14 protein-coding genes are annotated in these 18,112 nt (G+C 65.5%); 11 read left to right on the forward strand and 3 right to left on the reverse strand.

All coding sequences use genetic code 11. From position 1 onward, the window contains the following. The first annotated feature begins 23 nt into the window (after positions 1–23). From BI327_RS27395 to BI327_RS27415, 5 genes are all read left to right on the forward strand, one after another. Positions 24–2,078 (forward strand): sensor histidine kinase, encoded by a 2,055-nt coding sequence (locus BI327_RS27395; RefSeq protein ID WP_076864412.1) that lies wholly within the window; start codon positions 24–26, stop codon positions 2,076–2,078. Beyond that, a complete protein-coding gene (locus tag BI327_RS27400) occupies positions 2,048–3,796 on the forward strand; it encodes an ATP-binding response regulator (protein WP_076864413.1) in 1,749 nt (582 codons plus the stop codon). Before BI327_RS27395 ends, BI327_RS27400 begins: the two co-directional genes overlap by 31 nt. Next, positions 3,793–4,530 (forward strand): response regulator, encoded by a 738-nt coding sequence (locus BI327_RS27405; RefSeq protein WP_076864414.1) that lies wholly within the window; start codon positions 3,793–3,795, stop codon positions 4,528–4,530. Before BI327_RS27400 ends, BI327_RS27405 begins: the two co-directional genes overlap by 4 nt. A gap of 233 nt (positions 4,531–4,763) precedes the next feature. Continuing rightward, complete coding sequence (polA, locus tag BI327_RS27410) at positions 4,764–7,802, forward strand: DNA polymerase I (protein ID WP_076864415.1); 3,039 nt, start codon at positions 4,764–4,766, stop codon at positions 7,800–7,802. A 495-nt stretch (positions 7,803–8,297) separates the two neighbouring features. Next, complete coding sequence (locus BI327_RS27415; protein ID WP_076864416.1) at positions 8,298–8,933, forward strand: LysE family translocator; 636 nt, start codon at positions 8,298–8,300, stop codon at positions 8,931–8,933. Positions 8,934–9,049: 116 nt separating this feature from the next. On the opposite strand, the gene BI327_RS27420 is transcribed toward BI327_RS27415, so the two are convergent. Further along, positions 9,050–9,676, reverse strand: coding sequence for a glutathione S-transferase family protein (locus BI327_RS27420; protein ID WP_076864417.1), 627 nt, complete (start codon positions 9,674–9,676; stop codon positions 9,050–9,052). A 224-nt stretch (positions 9,677–9,900) separates the two neighbouring features. Here BI327_RS27420 and pyrE point away from each other — a divergent pair, with 224 nt between their 5' ends. Together pyrE and BI327_RS27430 are read left to right on the forward strand one after the other, a co-directional pair. Then, complete coding sequence (gene pyrE, locus BI327_RS27425; RefSeq protein WP_076864418.1) at positions 9,901–10,464, forward strand: orotate phosphoribosyltransferase; 564 nt, start codon at positions 9,901–9,903, stop codon at positions 10,462–10,464. A gap of 282 nt (positions 10,465–10,746) precedes the next feature. Further along, positions 10,747–11,544 (forward strand): DUF2865 domain-containing protein, encoded by a 798-nt coding sequence (locus BI327_RS27430; protein ID WP_076864419.1) that lies wholly within the window; start codon positions 10,747–10,749, stop codon positions 11,542–11,544. A gap of 21 nt (positions 11,545–11,565) precedes the next feature. Here BI327_RS27430 and BI327_RS27435 read toward each other — a convergent pair whose 3' ends face one another. After that, a complete protein-coding gene (locus BI327_RS27435; RefSeq protein ID WP_076864420.1) occupies positions 11,566–11,997 on the reverse strand; it encodes a hypothetical protein in 432 nt (143 codons plus the stop codon). A gap of 206 nt (positions 11,998–12,203) precedes the next feature. Here BI327_RS27435 and BI327_RS27440 point away from each other — a divergent pair, with 206 nt between their 5' ends. Further along, the gene (locus BI327_RS27440; RefSeq protein WP_076864421.1) at positions 12,204–12,497 is read left to right on the forward strand and encodes a GIY-YIG nuclease family protein; all 294 of its coding nucleotides are present in this window, start codon (positions 12,204–12,206) and stop codon (positions 12,495–12,497) included. A gap of 274 nt (positions 12,498–12,771) precedes the next feature. On the opposite strand, the gene BI327_RS27445 is transcribed toward BI327_RS27440, so the two are convergent. Next, entirely contained in the window at positions 12,772–13,005 is a 234-nt protein-coding gene (locus BI327_RS27445) for a hypothetical protein (protein ID WP_076864422.1), read from the reverse strand. 297 nt (positions 13,006–13,302) lie between these two features. Here BI327_RS27445 and BI327_RS27450 point away from each other — a divergent pair, with 297 nt between their 5' ends. The 3 genes from BI327_RS27450 (at position 13,303) to rocF (ending at position 17,916) form a co-directional block, all read left to right on the forward strand. After that, positions 13,303–15,813: a glycogen/starch/alpha-glucan phosphorylase gene (locus BI327_RS27450; RefSeq protein ID WP_076864812.1), complete on the forward strand. Its 2,511-nt coding sequence runs from the start codon at positions 13,303–13,305 to the stop codon at positions 15,811–15,813. Positions 15,814–16,011: 198 nt separating this feature from the next. Then, the gene (locus BI327_RS27455) at positions 16,012–16,830 is read left to right on the forward strand and encodes an acyl-CoA thioesterase (RefSeq protein WP_076864423.1); all 819 of its coding nucleotides are present in this window, start codon (positions 16,012–16,014) and stop codon (positions 16,828–16,830) included. A gap of 108 nt (positions 16,831–16,938) precedes the next feature. After that, on the forward strand, positions 16,939–17,916 hold the full coding sequence (gene rocF, locus BI327_RS27460; RefSeq protein WP_076864424.1) for an arginase: 978 nt from the start codon (positions 16,939–16,941) through the stop codon (positions 17,914–17,916). The last annotated feature ends 196 nt before the right edge of the window (positions 17,917–18,112 follow it).

The following is an 18,112-nucleotide window of genomic DNA, read 5'->3' on the forward strand; positions in this document are numbered from 1 at the left end:
ACGCACCGAAACAGGACGGGACCATGCGACGGCCGGCGGCCTTTGGGCCGCAGGGCCGTTTCCGCATCGTCCAGTTGCTGCGCGCGGTGCCGATCCGCTGGCGCATCCTGTCGATCGCGCTGCTCAACTCCGCGGTCGTGATCGTGCTGGCGGTGCTGATCTGGAACGGCGCGAAGGTGCTCGGCTCGGCCTGGGACGATGTCCGCCAGGTGCGGGAATCCGACAAGATCCTGGCCAAGCTCGAAAGCGAGACCAGCCGTCTGCAAAACCTGATCCATCGCTACATCAACCAGCCGAGCCCGGACCTGTTCGCGGAAATCCTGCTGCTGCGCGAGGCCGTGCTCGGCACGCTGACCAACCGCGCCTCGACCGATCCGATGCTGTCGGGCTCGGTCGAGCAGCTCGAACGCGCCACCAGCCATTTCCTCGACGGCTTCGGCGAACTGCGCACCGTGCAGACCAAGATCTCCAAGACCTATGACGAGCAGGTGCTGTCGCCGACCAAGGACATGGCCGGGCTCTATTCCATCATCGAGGGCGCCACCGGCCATCGCGACGCGCTGATCTGGCCCGCGCTCGGCAAGTCGCGCGAAGCCTTCACCTCGCTCTTGGTCGCCGCCAACGCCTACTACCTCTCGCTTTCCTCGTCGTCGGCCGAGGAAGCCCGCCGCAACATCGATACGATCGAGAAGACGATCCCGGTCATGACCGATCTGGCCGAGAACGATTTGCAGCGCATGGCGCTGGCGCGGCTCAAGGTCAAGACCGCCGAGCTGCGCGACGGGCTCGGCAAGCTCAGCGAACAGCTCACCAACCGCACCGATCTGTTGCGCAACTCGATCGACGCCAGCCAGGCCGATGCGATCGGCGCGATCGACGATCTCTCGGTGAAGATGCGCCAGCGCGAGCAGAAGGCGCAGGAGACCTTCGACAGGACGCTGACCTCGATCTCGCGCCGGGTGCTGTCGATCGCGGTGATCTTCCTCGGCGTCATCATGTCCGCCGGCGTCATGATCGCGCTGTCGATCCGGCTGCCGCTGGCGCAGATCATGGCCGCGATGCGCACCATCACCTCGGGCGATCTCGACCGGCCGGTGCAGGGCACGTCGGCCAAGGACGAGGTCGGCGCCATGGCGCGCGCGGTCGAGGTGTTCCGCGAGAACGCCATCGCCAAGCGCAAGACCGAGGACGAATTGCGCAGCGCCAAGGAAAAGGCCGAGAGCGCGCTGCTCGAGCTCAACGCCGCGCAGCAGAACCTGATCGATGCCGAGCGTCTCGCCGCGCTCGGCGGACTCGTCGCCGGCGTCGCCCACGAGGTCAACAATCCGATCGGCATCAGCCTGACGGTGGCCTCGAGCTTTGCCCGCCGCAGCGAGATGTTCGAGAACGACCTGAAGACCGAGCCGCTGCGCCGCTCCAAGCTCGACGAATTCGTGCGCGCATCGCGTGACGCATCGCAGCAACTGGTCTCGAATTTGCAGCGCGCGGGCGAGCTGATCCAGTCGTTCAAGCAGGTCGCGGTCGATCGCTCGCATGCCGAGCGCCGCCAGTTTGCCTTGAGCGAGGCGACCGACCAGATCGTGGCGAGCCTGCGTCCGGTGCTGAAGAAGGCCGCGATCGCGCTGTCCGTCGATGTGCCCGAAGGGCTCCTGATCGACGGTTATCCCGGTGCATATGGGCAGATCTTAACCAATCTTTTCCTCAACGCCGTCAATCATGCCTTCGCCGACGGCCGCTCCGGCAACATCACGATCTCGGCGCGCGGACGCGGTGTCGATGATGTGGAGATCATCTTCGCGGATGACGGGGCTGGCATGACGCCGGACGTGCAGCGGCAGGCGTTCGACCCGTTCTTCACGACACGCCGCAACGAAGGTGGTACGGGCCTCGGCCTCCATATCGTCTATAACCTGGTCACCCAGCAGCTCGGCGGACGCATGATGCTGGAGTCAAGGGTAGGACAAGGCACCACTTTTCGCATTATCATGCCCAGGATCGCCAAGGGTGAGCCCACGATCACTGACGCAGCAGCCGACGGAAGCAGTCAATGGCCGAACAGGACGATGTCCTCCAACTGATCGACGATACCGAGAGCCCCCCGGAGGACTCGTCGGCCCGCAAATGGAAGATCGCCGTCATCGACGACGACCATGCCGTCCACGAAGGCACCCGTTTCGCACTCAGCGACTACAACCTGAACGGCGCGACGCTGGAGATCCTCTCGGCCTATTCCGCGGCAGAAGGCCGCACGCTGATGCGGGACAATCCCGACATCGCCGCCGTGCTGCTCGACGTCATCATGGAGACCGACGTCGCCGGCCTCGAGCTCGTCGAGTACATCCGCAGCGAGATCAAGAACGAGACCGTCCGCATCATCCTGCGCACCGGGCAACCCGGCCAGGCGCCGGAGCGGCGCGTCATCGTGCAGTACGACATCAACGACTACAAGGCGAAGACCGAGCTCACCGCCGACAAGCTGTTCACCTCGCTGACCGCGGCGCTGCGCAGCTACCAGCAGCTCGAGCGCATGGTGCAGACGCGGCGCGGGCTCGAGATCATCATCGATGCGGCCTCGACGCTGTACGACTTCAAGTCGATGCAGCGGCTCGCCGAGGGCGTGCTGACCCAGCTTGCCTCGCTGCTCAATGTCGACTGCGCGGGGATCCTGGTGCTGCGCGACGACGGCAACGCCGCCGCCTGTGATTTCTCGGTGCTGGCCTGCTCGGGCTGCTACAGCCGCTTCATCGGCACCACCTCGTCGAAGGCGCTCGATCCCGACCTGCGGCACATGGTGGAGGCGGCCTTCCAGGCCCGCAAGAACGAGTTCGCCGACCACCGCAGCGTGCTCTATTCGCGCACCGGCTCTGGCCGCGAGGTCGTGGTGCTGCTGCAGGCCGAGCGCCAGCTCTCCGACACCGACCGTGCGCTGGTCGAGATCTTCTCGAGCCGGCTGTCGATCGCGTTCGACAACGTGATCCTCTACCAGCAGCTGCACGAGGCCAACAGCCAGCTCGAGGACCGCGTCGCGCAGCGCACCCGCGCGCTGATGCAGGCCAACCGCCGGCTGTCGGCGCAATGGCTGCGGCTGCAGCGCGCCAACGGCTTCAAGAACGAGATCCTCGGCACCGTCGCCCACGATCTGAAGAACCCGCTCGGCGTGATCCTCGGCCGCACCGAGATGCTGACCGAACTGATCGGCGCCGGCTCGCCGAAGGAAAACGTCACGGCGCAGGTCGAGCATATCCGCGATGCGACCAAGCGGCTGACCTCGATGGTCGACCACCTGATCTCGGATGCGATGGCCGATGCGTTCGACATCACCATCCGCCGCGAACCGGTCGATGTCGCGGCGCTCGTCAACGAGGTCACCGAGGCCAATCTGCCTTCGGCCGTCAACAAGCAGCAGAGCATCTCGGTCTCGGGGCCGCAGCAATTCGTCACCATGTGCGACTCCGACCGGATCCGCGAGGCGATCGACAACCTCGTCAGCAACGCCATCAAATATTCGCCGATCGGCGGCAAGATCACGGTCACGGTCAGTCACGAGGGCGACGACACGGTGATCCGGATCGTCGATCAGGGCCCCGGCCTCAGCCCCGAGGACCTCAGCCGGCTGTTCGGCCGGTTCCAGCGGCTGTCGGCCAAGCCGACCGCGGGCGAAAGCTCGACCGGTCTCGGCCTCTCGATCGTCAAGCGCATCATCGACATGCATGGCGGCCATGTGACCGCACAGAGCCCGGGCCCCGGACAGGGGTCGACCTTTACGGTTACACTGCCGGCGACAGAGACATCATGAGCCAGAACCCGCATATCTTCATTGTCGACGACGAGGCGCCGGCCCGCGAGATGGTCGGCGATTACCTCAAGATGCATGGCTTCGGCGTGACGCTGTGCGATGGCGGCAAGAGCCTGCGCAAGGAGATCGAGAGCAGCACGCCCGATCTCGTGGTGCTGGACCTCAACATGCCCGAGGAAGACGGGCTGTCGATCATTCGCGACCTCAAGAGCAAGATCAACGTCCCCGTCATCATGCTGACAGCTACTGCCAGCCCGATCGACCGGGTGGTCGGGCTCGAGCTCGGCGCCGACGATTATGTGGCAAAGCCCTGCGAATTGCGCGAGCTGATGGCGCGCATCCGCTCGGTGCTGCGGCGAAGCGGCCCCGCGAAGACGGCCGCGCCGGAACCGGCAGCCGCCAAGGCCGAAAAGGAGCAGCTGGTGCGGTTCGGCACCAAATGGCTCGATCTCGAGGCCCAGGCGCTGCGCGACGACGAGGGCAATGAGCACCCGCTGACCGCCTCCGAATTCGGCCTCTTGAAGGTGTTCGCGGCCAACCCGAAGCGCGTGCTGTCGCGCGAGCGCCTTTTGGAACTCGCCAATGCGCGCGACGCGGAAGCCTTCGACCGCGCCGTCGACCTGCGCATCATGCGGATCCGCCGCAAGATCGAATTCGACCCGACCAAGCCGTCGGTGATCCGCACCATCCGCGGCGGCGGCTATCTGTTCTCGCCGACCGGCGACAAGGCTTAGTCCGTTCCGCAGCCGCCCCGTCACCCTGAGGAGCGTGCTCTTGCGCGCGTCTCGAAGGGTCGACGGCCACCAGCGGGGCCGATTCATCCTTCGAGGCTCGCTCCGCCCGCACCTCAGGATGACGGGACTACGCCTGTACATCCTCATCAGATTCATCGAATTCGCTGTGCGGCACACCCGGAATCCACACAGGTAAGGCTGTCATTCTCCGCAAAAATCCCTAAGTTTCGGCCATGCCGAAAACAGCCTCCAAAGACCCCGCCAAGCCCGCATCGAAGACCGCCCCGAAGCCCGTCGCCGCCAAGGCCGCGGCGAAGGGCGACCATGTCTTCCTGGTCGACGGCTCGTCCTACATCTTCCGCGCCTACCACGCGCTGCCGCCGCTGAACCGCAAGTCCGACGGGCTGCAGGTCAACGCCGTGCTCGGCTTCTGCAACATGCTGTGGAAGCTGTTGCGCGACATGCCCGAGGACAACCGCCCGACCCATCTGGCGATCATATTCGACAAGTCCGAGATCACGTTCCGCAACAAGCTCTATCCGGACTACAAGGCGCACCGGCCGCCGGCGCCGGACGATCTGATCCCGCAATTCGCGCTGATCCGCGAAGCGGTGCGCGCCTTCGATCTGCCCTGCCTCGAGCAGATCGGCTTCGAGGCCGACGATCTGATCGCGACCTATGCGCGGCTCGCCACCGAGCGCGGCGCCACCACGACGATCGTGTCGTCCGACAAGGATCTGATGCAGCTCGTCAACGACAAGGTCGTGATGTTCGACACGATGAAGGATCGCCGCATCGGCCGTGACGAGGTGATCGAGAAATTCGGCGTGCCGCCGGAGAAGGTGGTCGAGGTGCAGGCGCTGGCCGGCGACTCCACCGACAACGTGCCCGGCGTGCCCGGCATCGGCGTCAAGACCGCCGCCCAACTGATCATCGAATACGGCGATCTCGAACAGCTCCTGTTCCGCGCCACCGAGATCAAGCAGCCGAAGCGGCGCGAGGCGCTGCTCGAGAATGCCGAGAAGGCGCGCATCTCGCGCCAGCTCGTGCTGCTCGACGACAAGGTCGAGCTCGAGGTGCCGCTCGACGACCTCGCCGTGCACGATCCGGACTCGCGACGGCTGATCGCCTTCCTGAAGGCGATGGAGTTCACCACCCTCACCCGCCGCGTCGCCGACTACGCGCAGATCGATCCCGCCAATGTCGACGCCGATCCCGGCAACAAGAGCGGCGCCAGCGTGTTCTCGCCGCTGCCGCCGTCGGACGTGACGCCGGCGCGCGGCGATGACCCGGCATCGGCCGCAGCCCCGCTGGCGAAGGCCAAGCCGACCGGCGCGCGCGACGACAAGAACTCCAACCGGAGGGGCACGCCGGCCGCGCTCGCCGAAGCCCGCGGCGAGGCGATCGGCAAGACCGGCTTCGACCGCAAGGCCTACCAGGCGATCGGCAGTCTCGACCAGCTCAACGCCCTGATCGCGCGCGCGCATGACACCGGCTATCTCGCGATCGAGGCGATGTCGGACTCGATCGACCCGATGCAGGCCGAGCTGTCCGGACTGGCACTCGCCGTCGCGCCCAACGACGCCGGCTATCTGCCGCTCAACCACAGAGAGGCCGGCGGCGGCGCAGGCCTGTTCGATGCCGGCCTCGCACCGGGCCAGCTCAAGACCACTGAGGCGCTGAAGGCGCTGAAGCCGCTGCTGGAGTCGGCCGGCATCCAGAAGATCGGCTTCAACGTCAAGTTCACCGCGGTGACCCTGGCGCAGCACGGCGTCACGCTGCGCAACATCGACGATGCGCAGCTGATGTCCTACGCGCTCGATGCCGGCCGCGGCTCGCACGCGCTGGAACAGCTCGCCGAGCGCTGGTTCGGCCATGCCGTGGTCAATTACGGCGGCCTCGTCGGCAGCGGCAAGGGCAAGCTGACCTTCGACCAGGTCACGATCGACAAGGCGACCGAATACGCGGCTGAAAGCGCCGACGTGATCCTGCGGCTGTGGCGCGTGCTGAAGCCGCGCCTCGTCGCCGAGCGGATGACGACGGTCTACGAGACGCTGGAGCGGCCGCTGGTCTCGGTGCTGGCGCGGATGGAGCGCCGCGGCATCTCGATCGACCGCCAGGTGCTGTCACGCCTCTCGGGCGATTTCGCCCAGACCGCCGCGCGCGTCGAGGCCGAGATCCAGGAGATCGCCGGCGAGCCGGTCAATGTCGGCAGCCCCAAACAAATCGGCGACATCATCTTCGGCAAGATGGGATTGCCGGGTGGCAGCAAGACCAAGACCGGCGCGTGGTCGACCACCGCGCAGGTGCTGGACGATCTCGCCGAGCAGGGCCACGAATTCCCGAAGAAGATTCTGGAATGGCGCCAGGTCTCGAAGCTGAAATCGACCTATACCGACGCGCTGCCGACCTACGTCAATCCGCAGACCCATCGCGTGCACACCACCTACGCGCTGGCCGCGACCACGACGGGCCGGCTGTCGTCGAACGAGCCGAATTTGCAGAACATCCCGGTTCGTACCGAGGACGGCCGCAAGATCCGCCGCGCCTTCATCGCGGCGCCCGGCCACAAGCTGGTGTCGGCCGACTATTCCCAGATCGAGCTGCGGCTGCTCGCCGAGATCGCCGACGTGCCGGTGCTGCGCCAGGCATTCCGCGACGGGCTCGACATTCACGCGATGACCGCCTCCGAAATGTTCGGCGTGCCGATCAAGGACATGCCGAGCGAGGTGCGGCGCCGCGCCAAGGCGATCAATTTCGGCATCATCTACGGCATCTCGGCGTTCGGCCTCGCCAACCAGCTCGGCATCGCGCGCGAGGAAGCCTCGGCCTACATCAAGAAGTATTTCGAACGCTTCCCCGGCATCCGCGCCTACATGGACGAGACCAAGGACTCCTGCCGCCGCAACGGCTATGTGACGACGCTGTTCGGCCGCAAAATGTACTACCCGGATATCAAGGCCTCCAACGCCTCGGTGCGCGCGTTCAACGAGCGCGCCTCGATCAACGCGCGGCTGCAGGGCACTGCCGCCGACATCATCCGCCGCGCCATGATCCGGGTCGAGGACGCGCTGACCGAGAAGAAGCTCTCGGCGCAGATGCTGTTGCAGGTGCATGACGAACTGATCTTCGAGGTACCCGACAACGAGGTCGCCGCGACGCTCCCCGTCGTGCAGAAGGTGATGCAGGACGCCCCTTTCCCCGCGGTGATCCTGTCGCTGCCGCTGCAGGTCGACGCTCGCGCCGCGAACAATTGGGACGAGGCGCATTAGAGGCTCAAGAGCAGGCTCGCGGAAGGTGGCTGCTCATTCGTGACGTAACACCATCGCCGCATGTGCGGCTCCGCTCCAAGTCAGGTGAGCACCGGCAGACGGGCTCCCTCCCCCACGCAACCGGGGTCTACCCCGGTTGCGCATCGTAAATCTGCGCAAGTCGGGCAGGCCCGACTTGCGTCGGGGGAGGGTGGGGAGAGGGGTGTCACACGACGTGCTCTCAGCATGAGCTTCAATGACGCGCGGTTCGATGTTACGCGAGCCGCGCGTCAATCGATCATCGGCGCCCGGGGCTACCCCTCTCCCCACCCTCTCCCGCAAGGGGAGAGGGAGCCTGACCGGTGTGCTCACCTTACATGCCGTGTGCGATCAGCCGTTCCGGCCGAAGCTCTCGTACCACCATCGCCGCCGCCACATTGCTCCGAGAGCAATTCCAGCATGGCTGCGCGGCGGATGACACGCTAGAAGCGCGTACATCCCCTCGCGAGGTCAATCATGCCCCATACATCCGCTTTGCTCGGCTTTGCGCTCGTCTGCCTCGGCATGGTGCTGACGCCGGGGCCGAACATGATGTACCTGATCTCGCGCTCGATCACGCAAGGGCCGGCGGCCGGCATCGTCTCGCTTGGCGGCGTCGCGCTCGGCTTCGTGTTCTACATGCTGTGCGCGGCGTTCGGCATCACCGCGCTGCTGTTTGCTATTCCCTACGCCTATGACGCGCTGCGCTTTGCCGGCGCCGGCTATCTGCTGTGGCTGGCGTGGCAGGCGCTGAAGCCCGGCGGCCGCTCGCCGTTCCAGGTCAAGGCGCTGAAGGTCGACGGCCCGCACAAATTGTTCGCGATGGGCTTCCTCACCAATCTCTTGAACCCGAAGATCGCGATGCTGTATCTCGCGCTGCTGCCGCAGTTCATCGATCCCGCCGGCGGCAGCGTGCTGTCGCAGTCGCTCGCGCTCGGCTCGATCCAGATCGTGATCAGCGTCAGCGTCAACGCAATGATCGCGCTCGCCGCCGGCTCGATCGCGGTGTTCCTCGGCACCCGCCCGACCTGGCTCCTGGTGCAGCGCTGGCTGATGGGTACCGTGCTCGCGGGGCTCGCGATGAAGATGGCGCTCGAGGCAAGGAGAGCGTGAGCCAACTCGTCATGCGCGGGCTTGACCCGCGCATCCATCGCCTGCGCATGCAGGCGCTTGAAGATCTTTGCGAAGAAGATGGATTGCCGGGTCAAGCCCGGCAATGACGCACCCCCTCAATCCAGCTTCGCGTCCATCCCGCGCTTCGTCGCGGGGCGGGCCATCAGGGCCTCGTACCAGCGCTTGACGTTGGGGAAGTCGGCGAGATCGACCTTGTGGCGCGGGTGGCGCCAGGCCCAGCCGAGGATGGCGAAATCGGCGACCGACAGATCGCCGGCGACGAAGTCGCGGCCGTCGAGCCTGCGATCCAGCACGCCGTAGAGCCGCCGCGTCTCCGCCATGTAGCGCTTCAGGCCGTAGGCGCGGTCCTGCTCGTTCTCCAGCGCGATGAAATGATGCACCTGGCCCGGCATCGGGCCGAAACCGCCCATCTGCCACATCAGCCACTCATAGACCGGGATCCGCTCCACCAGCGGCTTCGGCAGGAACTTGCCGGTCTTCTCGCCGAGATAGAGCAGGATCGCACCGGACTCGAAGATGCTGACCGGCTTGCCGCCGGGTCCATCCGGATCGACGATCGCCGGGATCTTGTTGTTCGGGCTGATCGCGAGGAAGCCGGGCGCCATCTGCTCACCCTTGCCGATGTTCACCGGGATCACCTTGTAGGGCAGCCCCATTTCCTCCAGCGCCACCGAGATCTTGCGGCCATTGGGCGTGTTCCAGGTGTGCAGCTCGATGGTCATTTCCGCTTCCCGTGCAAGTGTTTGGCCGAGTGTTTCGCCGAGTGTTTGGCGCTTGCTTTAGGGGGAAGCCGGTGACGGCACAACCCGCGCTTTCCGCACACGGCTGCGCTGAAATGGCGGCGCAGGCACTGTTGACGGCGGGATTTACCCGCTGGAATGTGCCTGTAACCGCCGATAGATTGCCGGCCGCCTCAAACCCTCAAGACCCCCAAAGGGAAAAGCCTTTGTCCAAATCAGCCTCCCGCGCCCGCCTCGCCGAGATCATCCGCAAGCGCTCGTTCGGCCGCGGCGAGATCACCCTGGCGTCGGGCCGCAAGAGCGACTTCTATTTCAACCTGAAGCCGACCATGCTCGATCCCGAAGGCGCGGCGCTGCTCGCCGAACTCACCTATGAGGCGCTGAAGGACGACAAGCTCGATTTCGTCGGCGGGCTCGAGATGGGCGCCGTGCCGCTCGCCGGCGCCATTGCGCAGCTGTCCTGGCTGAAGGGCCATCCGATCGCCGCGTTCTTCGTGCGCAAGAAGCCGAAGGAGCACGGCGCGCGGCTCGCCGTCGAGGGGCTCGCCAAGGGCGAGAGCTTGGCCGGCAAGCGCATCGTCATCGTCGAGGACGTCACCACGACCGGGGGCTCGGCGCTGAAGGCGGTGGAAGCGGTGCGCGAGGCCGGCGGCGAGATCGCGCTGGTCTTCACCATGGTCGACCGCGAGGAAGGCGCCACCGAGACCTTTGCCGAAGCCGGCTTGCAATTCCGCGCGCTCTACAAGGCCGGCGAGTTCCTGAAGGACTGACGGTCTTTCGTCTCCCTCGCCCCGTTCGTGAATGTGGTGAGACCTGTACCCCCTCACCCGGATCGCATTTCGCTTCGCTCATGCAATCCGACCTCTCCCCGCAGGCGGGGGCGAGGTAAGAAAGACTCGCGTGATCCCCGCCCTCTTCTTGTGACGCCGTCACGCCCAATCAATCGCTCGTTTACCATCCCGTCTTAAGGTGAATCCGCCGGGGCACCTTGTCGCCGCGGCGTGGCGCGTCGGGTGGAGTTGGCGTTGCGTACAGAGTTGAGTGATCGGCGCATGCGGCGCCGCGTGGTGCTTGCCGCCGCCGCCTTTGCGGGTTCCGTCCTGGTCGTGCCCGCGCCCGTCTCGGCCGAAGGGCTGTTCGACTTCTTCTTCGGCGGTGCCCAGAAGCAGCAGGGCCGGCAGGCCCCGCCGCAAGCCAATTTCTTCGCCGATCCGTTCGGCCTCAACCAGCAGCCCGAGCGGCAGACATCCGCCCCCGCCTCGGCGCCGCGCGTCGCCGGTTCCGGGCCGGCCTATTGCGTGCGCACCTGCGACGGCAAGTATTTCCCGCTGACGATGCGCGGCAACGCGACACCGGCACAGCTCTGCCAGGCCTTCTGTCCGGCGAGCGCCACCAAGGTCTATTACGGCAGCCACATCGACAGCTCCGCCTCGAGCACGGGCGAGCGCTACGCCGACAGCGAGAATGCCTTCGCCTATCGCAAGGCGCTGCGCGCCGACTGCACCTGCAACGGCCGCGATCCGGCGGGGCTCGCGCCGGTCGACCTCGCGCTCGATGCCTCGCTTAAGGCCGGCGACGTGATCGCGACCACCGACGGGCTGGTCGCCTATACCGGCGTCCGCGTCGGCAACGAGCAGTCGTTCGACTTCACGCCGGTCGCCTCCTATCCCGGATTGACCGCGGCGGTCCGCGCGCGGCTCGGCGAGATGAAGGTTGCGCCGGTCAGCGCCGAACTCGCCAGCGATGCGCCGCTGACGGAGACCAGAAGCGATGCCGCGCCGCCGGCGCCGTCGTCGGTGGTTCCGAAGGGCAATGCCGCAAAGCCCGCCAAGCGGGCCGAGGCGAACTGACGGCTTGGAGCTGCGCGCCGGTCAGCGCGCCACGATGACGCCGATCACGTTCGGCGCAGCCATGTATTTCTCCTCGATCGCGGCCCGCGCGGCGGCGCGGTTCTCCGGATTGAGGATGCCGCGCTTCTCGGCGAGGATCATCCAGCAATAGCCCCACCAGTCGGTCAGCATGCCGTGGTCGTCGACGAGATCGTAGCCCTGCTCGCCGGCGAAGATCCGCGCATGCGCTTCATCGAGCGTATCGAGCCAGGCGTGATCCGCGTCCGAGAACAGCTCGTCGCTGAAATCATCGGTGGTGTAGCCCCAGATCGACATGCAGACCGCGTTGAACTCGCGGTCGAGCTGGTCGTCGTCGATCGGCTGGCGCCGCGAGGCCTGATGCAGCCGCGACAGCGACCGCGCGAAATCGGCAATCCGGGTCAGAGCGAATTGATCAAAGGCGATGGTGGACATGTAGTCCTCGCGGAGACTTGGAGACCATAGATATTGTGTCGGCAAGAGCGCCGAATCACAATGATATATCAAAGACTTGCTAAAGTGTTCTTAATTCGTTCTGATTGATTTATGGATGGTTTACAGACGGCCCCCGGAGCGTCGTCCTGGCGAAAGCCAGGACCCATTACCCCAACAGGCCGACATATCGCGAGCCCTGGCCACGCATGAGCACTGCCGGCAGCTACTACGTCTACATCCTCGCGAGCCGCCATCACGGAACGATCTATGTCGGCGTCACCAACGATCTTGGCGCGAGGCTCGAACTGCACCGTTCGGGCCGAGGCTCCAAGTTTGTCTACAAATACCGGGTGTTCCGTCTCGTGCATGTCGAGGAATTCGCGACACCGCAGGAAGCGATCGCGCGCGAGAAGCAGCTGAAGTTCTGGAAGCGCGATTGGAAGATCAAGCTGATTGAAGCGGAAAATCCTGACTGGAACGACCGGTCGGGCCTCATCTGACACTTGGGGTAATGGGTCCTGGCTTTCGCCAGGACGACGATGTGGCGCGACCGAGCATCATCGCCCTGTCACGGATAAGGCTGCCCCTAAAGCAATTCGGGCCGCTGACTAGGTCAGCGGCCCGGGGAAAATTGCTTCGGAATGAAATGCGTCGGAGCTAAAAATGTTGCCCGCCCCACGAGCGACAGGTGTGGTTGTAAAGAACTCCTTAAGTTCTGGGAATCCGTATCACCACGGTGTTCCCGATTCGCGCGAGCGCGCGCTGCGCGGCGCCTTAATTCGCCGCCGACAGCAGTTTGTCGCCGCAGGCATTTGCGTAGAACTTGCCGCCGCATTGCCGCTTGATGGCGGCGCAGCGCGCAGTCGGCGAGGCATTCTGCACCACGCTGAAGCTGCAGCTCAGGCCGTCGGCGCTGCGGCCGGGCTTGCCCGCTGCATAGGCTGCGCTGGTGGCCGTGATGCACACCACGAGCAAGGCCGCGGCCGCGATCTCGATCAACAGTCTCATCACGCATCCTCCGCCAGATTGTCACAAAAATCCCGGCTTCCGCTGCCCCATCGTAGCCCCGTGCGGGCGGCTCCGGAAGGTTCCCGGAGCGGCCCGGTCCTTGCATAAATTCACGGCAGCGCCGGTGTATGGGTATCGTTCCGGTTTCGATTGCCGTGCAAGGCGCGTATCATTGCGCTGGAGTGTGATCGGAAAACCGCGGGAACCGGATTTCCGGGGGACCACGCTCGAACAAGGAGACGAGATCATGCTGCATGTCGTCGCATCATGGTCCGTTTGAACGGCAGGGATTGGGCGTTGCAGGAACAAACAAATCACCCGGCATTGAACCAGCCGATCGACGAGCTGGCGCTGACCGAGATCAAGAGCGCGATCCTTGCCAAGCTCAGGCTTGCGATCGGCAAGGACGCCACCGCTGCGACCAGGCGCGACTGGTACAAGGCCGCGGCGCTGGCGCTGCGCGACCGCATCGTGCACCACTGGCTGACGGCCGAGAAGCAGAGCTACGACGCCGGCGCCAAGCGCGTCTATTATCTCTCGCTCGAGTTCCTGATCGGCCGGCTGTTCACCGACGCGCTGAACAATATGGGACTGCTGCCGCTGTTCGAGGCCGCGCTCGGCGACCTCGGCGTCGATCTCTCGGACCTGCGCAAATGCGAGCCGGATGCGGCGCTCGGCAATGGCGGCCTCGGGCGGCTCGCGGCCTGCTTCATGGAGAGCATGGCGACGCTCGCGATCCCCGCGACCGGCTACGGCATCCGCTACGATTTCGGCCTGTTCCGCCAGATCATGAACCAGGGCTGGCAGCAGGAATATCCCGACGAATGGCTCGCCTTCGGCAATCCCTGGGAATTCCAGCGGCCGGAGGTGGTCTACAACGTCCACTTCGGCGGCCATGTCGAGCATGTCGACGACCGTGGCCGCGACCGCGCCACTTGGCATCCGTCGGAAACCGTCGAGGCGATGGCCTACGACACGCCGATCGTCGGCTGGCGCGGCCAGCACGTCAACGCGCTCCGGCTGTGGTCGGCGCACGCGCCCGATCCGCTCAAGCTCGACGTCTTCAACACCGGCGACTACGTGTCGGCCAGCGCCGAGCAGGCGCGCGCGGAGGCGATCTGCAAATTCCTCTATCCGAACGACGAGAGCGCGGCGGGCCGCGAGCTGCGGCTGCGCCAGGAATATTTCTTCGTCTCGGCCTCGTTGCAGGATCTGGTGAATCGGCACCTCGCCTCCGATGGCGGCCTGCGCAACCTCGCGCAGAAGGCAGCCGTACAGCTCAACGACACCCATCCGAGCCTTGCGGTCACCGAGCTGATGCGCATCCTGGTCGACCTGCACAGCTTCCGCTGGGACGAGGCCTGGAAGATCACCGTCGCGACGCTGTCCTACACCAACCACACGCTGCTGCCGGAGGCGCTCGAGACCTGGCCGGTCGAACTGTTCGAGCGGCTGCTGCCGCGGCATCTCGAGATCATCTACCGCATCAACGTGGCCCATCTCGCGCTCGCCGAGGAGCGCTTCCCCGGCGACATCGAATATCGCGCCTCGGTCTCGCTGATCGACGAGCGCAGCGGCCGCCGCGTGCGCATGGGCCAGCTCGCCTTCGTCGGCTCGCACCGCATCAACGGCGTCTCGGCGATGCATTCCGACCTGATGAAGGAGACCGTGTTCCACGACCTGCATCACCTCTATCCGCAGCGCATCACCAACAAGACCAACGGCATCACCTTCCGCCGCTGGCTGATGCTGGCCAATCCGCGGCTGACCGCGCTGCTGCGCGAGACCTGCGGCGAGGCCGTGCTCGACGACTTCTCGCTGCTCGAGCGGCTCGAGACCCATTCCAGCGATCTGGAATTCCAGAAGCGCTTCCGCGACGTCAAGCATCACAACAAGCTGGCGCTGGCGCGGCTGATCGGCGAGCGCAACAATGTCAAGGTCGATCCGTCGGCGCTGTTCGACGTCCAGATCAAGCGCATCCACGAATACAAGCGGCAGCTGCTCAACATCCTGGAGACCATCGCGCTCTATCACGCGATGAAGGACAATCCGGGTGCGAATTGGGTGCCGCGCGTGAAGATTTTCGCGGGCAAGGCGGCGGCGAGCTATCGCTACGCCAAGCTGATCATCAAGCTGATCAACGACGTCGCCGAAATCGTCAACAATGACGCCTCGCTCGGCGGCAGGCTGAAGGTCGCCTTCCTCGCCGACTACAATGTCAGCCTCGCCGAGGTGATCATTCCGGCTGCCGATCTCTCCGAGCAGATCTCGACCGCCGGCATGGAGGCCTCCGGCACCGGCAACATGAAGCTCGCACTGAACGGCGCGCTGACGATCGGCACGCTCGACGGCGCCAATATCGAGATCCGCGACGCGGTCGGCCCGGAGAACATCGCGATCTTCGGCCTCGAGGCCGGCGACGTCATGGTCCGCCGCAAGCAGGGCCTCGATGCCTCTGACGTGATCCGCAAATCGCCGCGGCTCGAGCGCGCGATCCGCGCCGTCGAGAGCGGCGAGTTCTCGCCGGGCGACGCCGCCCGCTTCGCCTCGATCGGGCACGCGCTGCGCTACCTCGATCACTACATGGTCTCGGCCGACTTCGATTCCTACTATGACGCGCAGCGCGGCATCGACGCGCGCTGGCAGGTGGTCCCGGCCTGGACCCGTGCCTCGATCCTCAATGTCGCACGCATGGCGTGGTTCTCCTCCGACCGCACCATCCGCGAATATGCCGAGGACATCTGGCACGTGCCGGTGCATCCGACCGCACCGCCGCTGCTCGGCATCCCGCGCGAGGCGAAGGGGTAATCCCGGGGCGCGGAAATCGATTACGTCCGACGTCATTGAATTCGGCGCGACAGCCCGCGATATTGCCAGTGAACCTCACGCCGTCATTGCGAGGAGCGCAAGCGACGAAGCAATCCATGGGGCCCGCAGATGCGGTGCGATGGATTGCTTCGCTTCACTCGCAATGACGACGGCAAAGACTGGTATTTAGGGATTTACATGCTCACCAAGACCCCGCACCTTTTCGACGAAGCCACCGCCGTGACTGCCGGCGACAGCCGCTGGCAGGGACGGACCAGTCCGGATTATTGGGCGTTCGTCGGCCCGTTCGGCGGCTGCACCGCCGCGACCATGCTGCGCGCGCTGATGCAGCACCCGCAGCGCGCCGGCGATCCGCTGGCGCTGACGGTCAATTACTGCGCGCCGGTCGCCGAGGGCGTGTTCGATCTCGATGTCCGCCTGGTCAAGGCCAACCGCTCGAGCCAGCACTGGTCGGTCGAGATGACGCAAGGCGGCGGCGAGGTCGCAACCCTGGCGACCGCCGTGTTCGCCGAGCGCCGGCCGTCCTGGTCGCACCAGCCGGCCGAGTTTCCGGGTGCTATGCCATTCGAAGGGCTGCGGTCGTTTCCGAAGCTCAAGATGACCTGGGCCAACCAGTATGATTTCCGCTTCGCCGAGGGCGAGCCGAAGTTTCAGGACGGCGCGGCAAAGCAGCTGTCGAGCCCCTATTCAAAGCTCTGGATCGCCGACCGCGTGCCGCGCAAGCTCGACGCGCTGTCGCTGATGTCGATGTCGGACGCGTTCTTCGGCCGCGTCTTCCACGCGCGGGGTGAACTGGTGCCGTTCGGCACGGTGTCGCTGACGACCTATTTCCACGCCGACGCAGCCGACCTGGATGCCGAGGATACCACCCGCGTGCTCGCGGTCGCCGACGCCAAGACCTTCCACAAGAGCTACGGTGACCAGCACGGCGAATTGTGGTCGCCGTCCGGCCGCCTGCTCGCGACCACGACGCAGATCGCTTACTTCAAAGCGTAACCCCACCCGAGCTATCCACATGGTCGGAATTGAACGGATTGCCTATTTCAAGGGTTGAGGGAACATTGGCGCGTCGCTTCTGTTCCACGTCTTTGGGAGCCCTGCCGCATGTCCGAAGCCGACAACTCCAGACCGTCTCGCATCGCGCTGCTTGGCGTTCCCATCGAGATCGGCGCATCGCAGGCCGGTCCGCTGATGGGACCGGACGCGCTGCGCACCGCGGGCATCGCGCGCCTGCTCGAGCAGCTCGACTTCAAGGTCGACGACCACGGCAACCTCGCGATCCCGCAGGTCGTGGCCGATGGCCCGGCGCCGGCCAACACCAAATTCTATGACGAGGTGAAGACCTGGACGCGGGCGCTGTCCGAGCGCGCCTACTGGCTGGCGCATTCCGGCGCGATCCCGATCTTCATGGGCGGCGATCACTCGCTGTCGATGGGATCGATCAACGGCGTCGCGCGCTACTGGCAGGAAAAGGGCCGGCCGCTGTTCGCGCTGTGGGTCGACGCCCATGCCGACTACAACACGCCGGCAACGACAATCACCGGCAATATGCACGGCATGTCGGCGGCGTTCCTGTGCGGCGAGCCTGGATTGGACGACCTGCTCGGCGAGCTGCCGCGCGCCTCGATCCCGCCCGATCAGCTCGATCTGATCGGCACCCGCTCGGTCGATCCGCTGGAGCGCAAGCTGCTGCGGCAGCGCAACGTCTCGATATCAGACATGCGCCAGATCGACGAGTTCGGCGTCGCCGTGCTGACCCGCCGTGTCATCGAGCGCGTGCGCGCCAAGAACGGCGTGCTGCATGTCTCGTTCGATGTCGACTTCCTCGATCCGGCGGTGGCGCCCGGCGTCGGCACCACGGTGCCGGGCGGCGCGACCTACCGGGAAGCGCATCTGATCATGGAGCTGCTGCACGATTCCGGACTGGTGCGCTCGCTCGATATCGTCGAGCTCAATCCGTTCCTCGACGAGCGCGGCCGCACCGCCCGCGTCGCGGTCGAACTGATCGGCAGCCTGTTCGGTTTGCAGATCACGGACCGGCAGACGCCGACCAATGCCGTGCTGCCCGAGATGGGGGAATAGCGAGGCGCGGATCACGCCAGTCCCGTCACCCTGAGGTTGCCGCTTCTTCAGCGGCCCTCGAAGGGTCGACGGCCACCGGCCGGGCCGTTCATCCTTCGAGGCTCGCAAGTGCTCGCACCTCAGGATGACGGGGAGAGATATCGCGCGTGGCTCGGCGATAGAGAAATCGAAGCAAAAAAGGCGGCCACGAGGGCCG

Origin of the sequence: Bradyrhizobium mercantei (genome assembly GCF_001982635.1) — a bacterium.
Lineage (GTDB): Bacteria > Pseudomonadota > Alphaproteobacteria > Rhizobiales > Xanthobacteraceae > Bradyrhizobium > Bradyrhizobium mercantei.

What these genes read in the sequence shown, in the direction of transcription:
- BI327_RS27395 (WP_076864412.1), top strand. Translation starts at nt 24, where the DNA reads ATGCGACGGCCGGCGGCCTTTGGGCCGCAGGGCCGTTTCCGCATCGTC.
- BI327_RS27400 (WP_076864413.1), top strand. Translation starts at nt 2,048, where the DNA reads ATGGCCGAACAGGACGATGTCCTCCAACTGATCGACGATACCGAGAGC.
- BI327_RS27405 (WP_076864414.1), top strand. Translation starts at nt 3,793, where the DNA reads ATGAGCCAGAACCCGCATATCTTCATTGTCGACGACGAGGCGCCGGCC.
- polA (WP_076864415.1), top strand. Translation starts at nt 4,764, where the DNA reads ATGCCGAAAACAGCCTCCAAAGACCCCGCCAAGCCCGCATCGAAGACC.
- BI327_RS27415 (WP_076864416.1), top strand. Translation starts at nt 8,298, where the DNA reads ATGCCCCATACATCCGCTTTGCTCGGCTTTGCGCTCGTCTGCCTCGGC.
- BI327_RS27420 (WP_076864417.1), bottom strand. Translation starts at nt 9,676, where the DNA reads ATGACCATCGAGCTGCACACCTGGAACACGCCCAATGGCCGCAAGATC.
- BI327_RS27430 (WP_076864419.1), top strand. Translation starts at nt 10,747, where the DNA reads ATGCGGCGCCGCGTGGTGCTTGCCGCCGCCGCCTTTGCGGGTTCCGTC.
- BI327_RS27435 (WP_076864420.1), bottom strand. Translation starts at nt 11,997, where the DNA reads ATGTCCACCATCGCCTTTGATCAATTCGCTCTGACCCGGATTGCCGAT.
- BI327_RS27440 (WP_076864421.1), top strand. Translation starts at nt 12,204, where the DNA reads ATGAGCACTGCCGGCAGCTACTACGTCTACATCCTCGCGAGCCGCCAT.
- BI327_RS27445 (WP_076864422.1), bottom strand. Translation starts at nt 13,005, where the DNA reads ATGAGACTGTTGATCGAGATCGCGGCCGCGGCCTTGCTCGTGGTGTGC.
- BI327_RS27455 (WP_076864423.1), top strand. Translation starts at nt 16,012, where the DNA reads ATGCTCACCAAGACCCCGCACCTTTTCGACGAAGCCACCGCCGTGACT.
- rocF (WP_076864424.1), top strand. Translation starts at nt 16,939, where the DNA reads ATGTCCGAAGCCGACAACTCCAGACCGTCTCGCATCGCGCTGCTTGGC.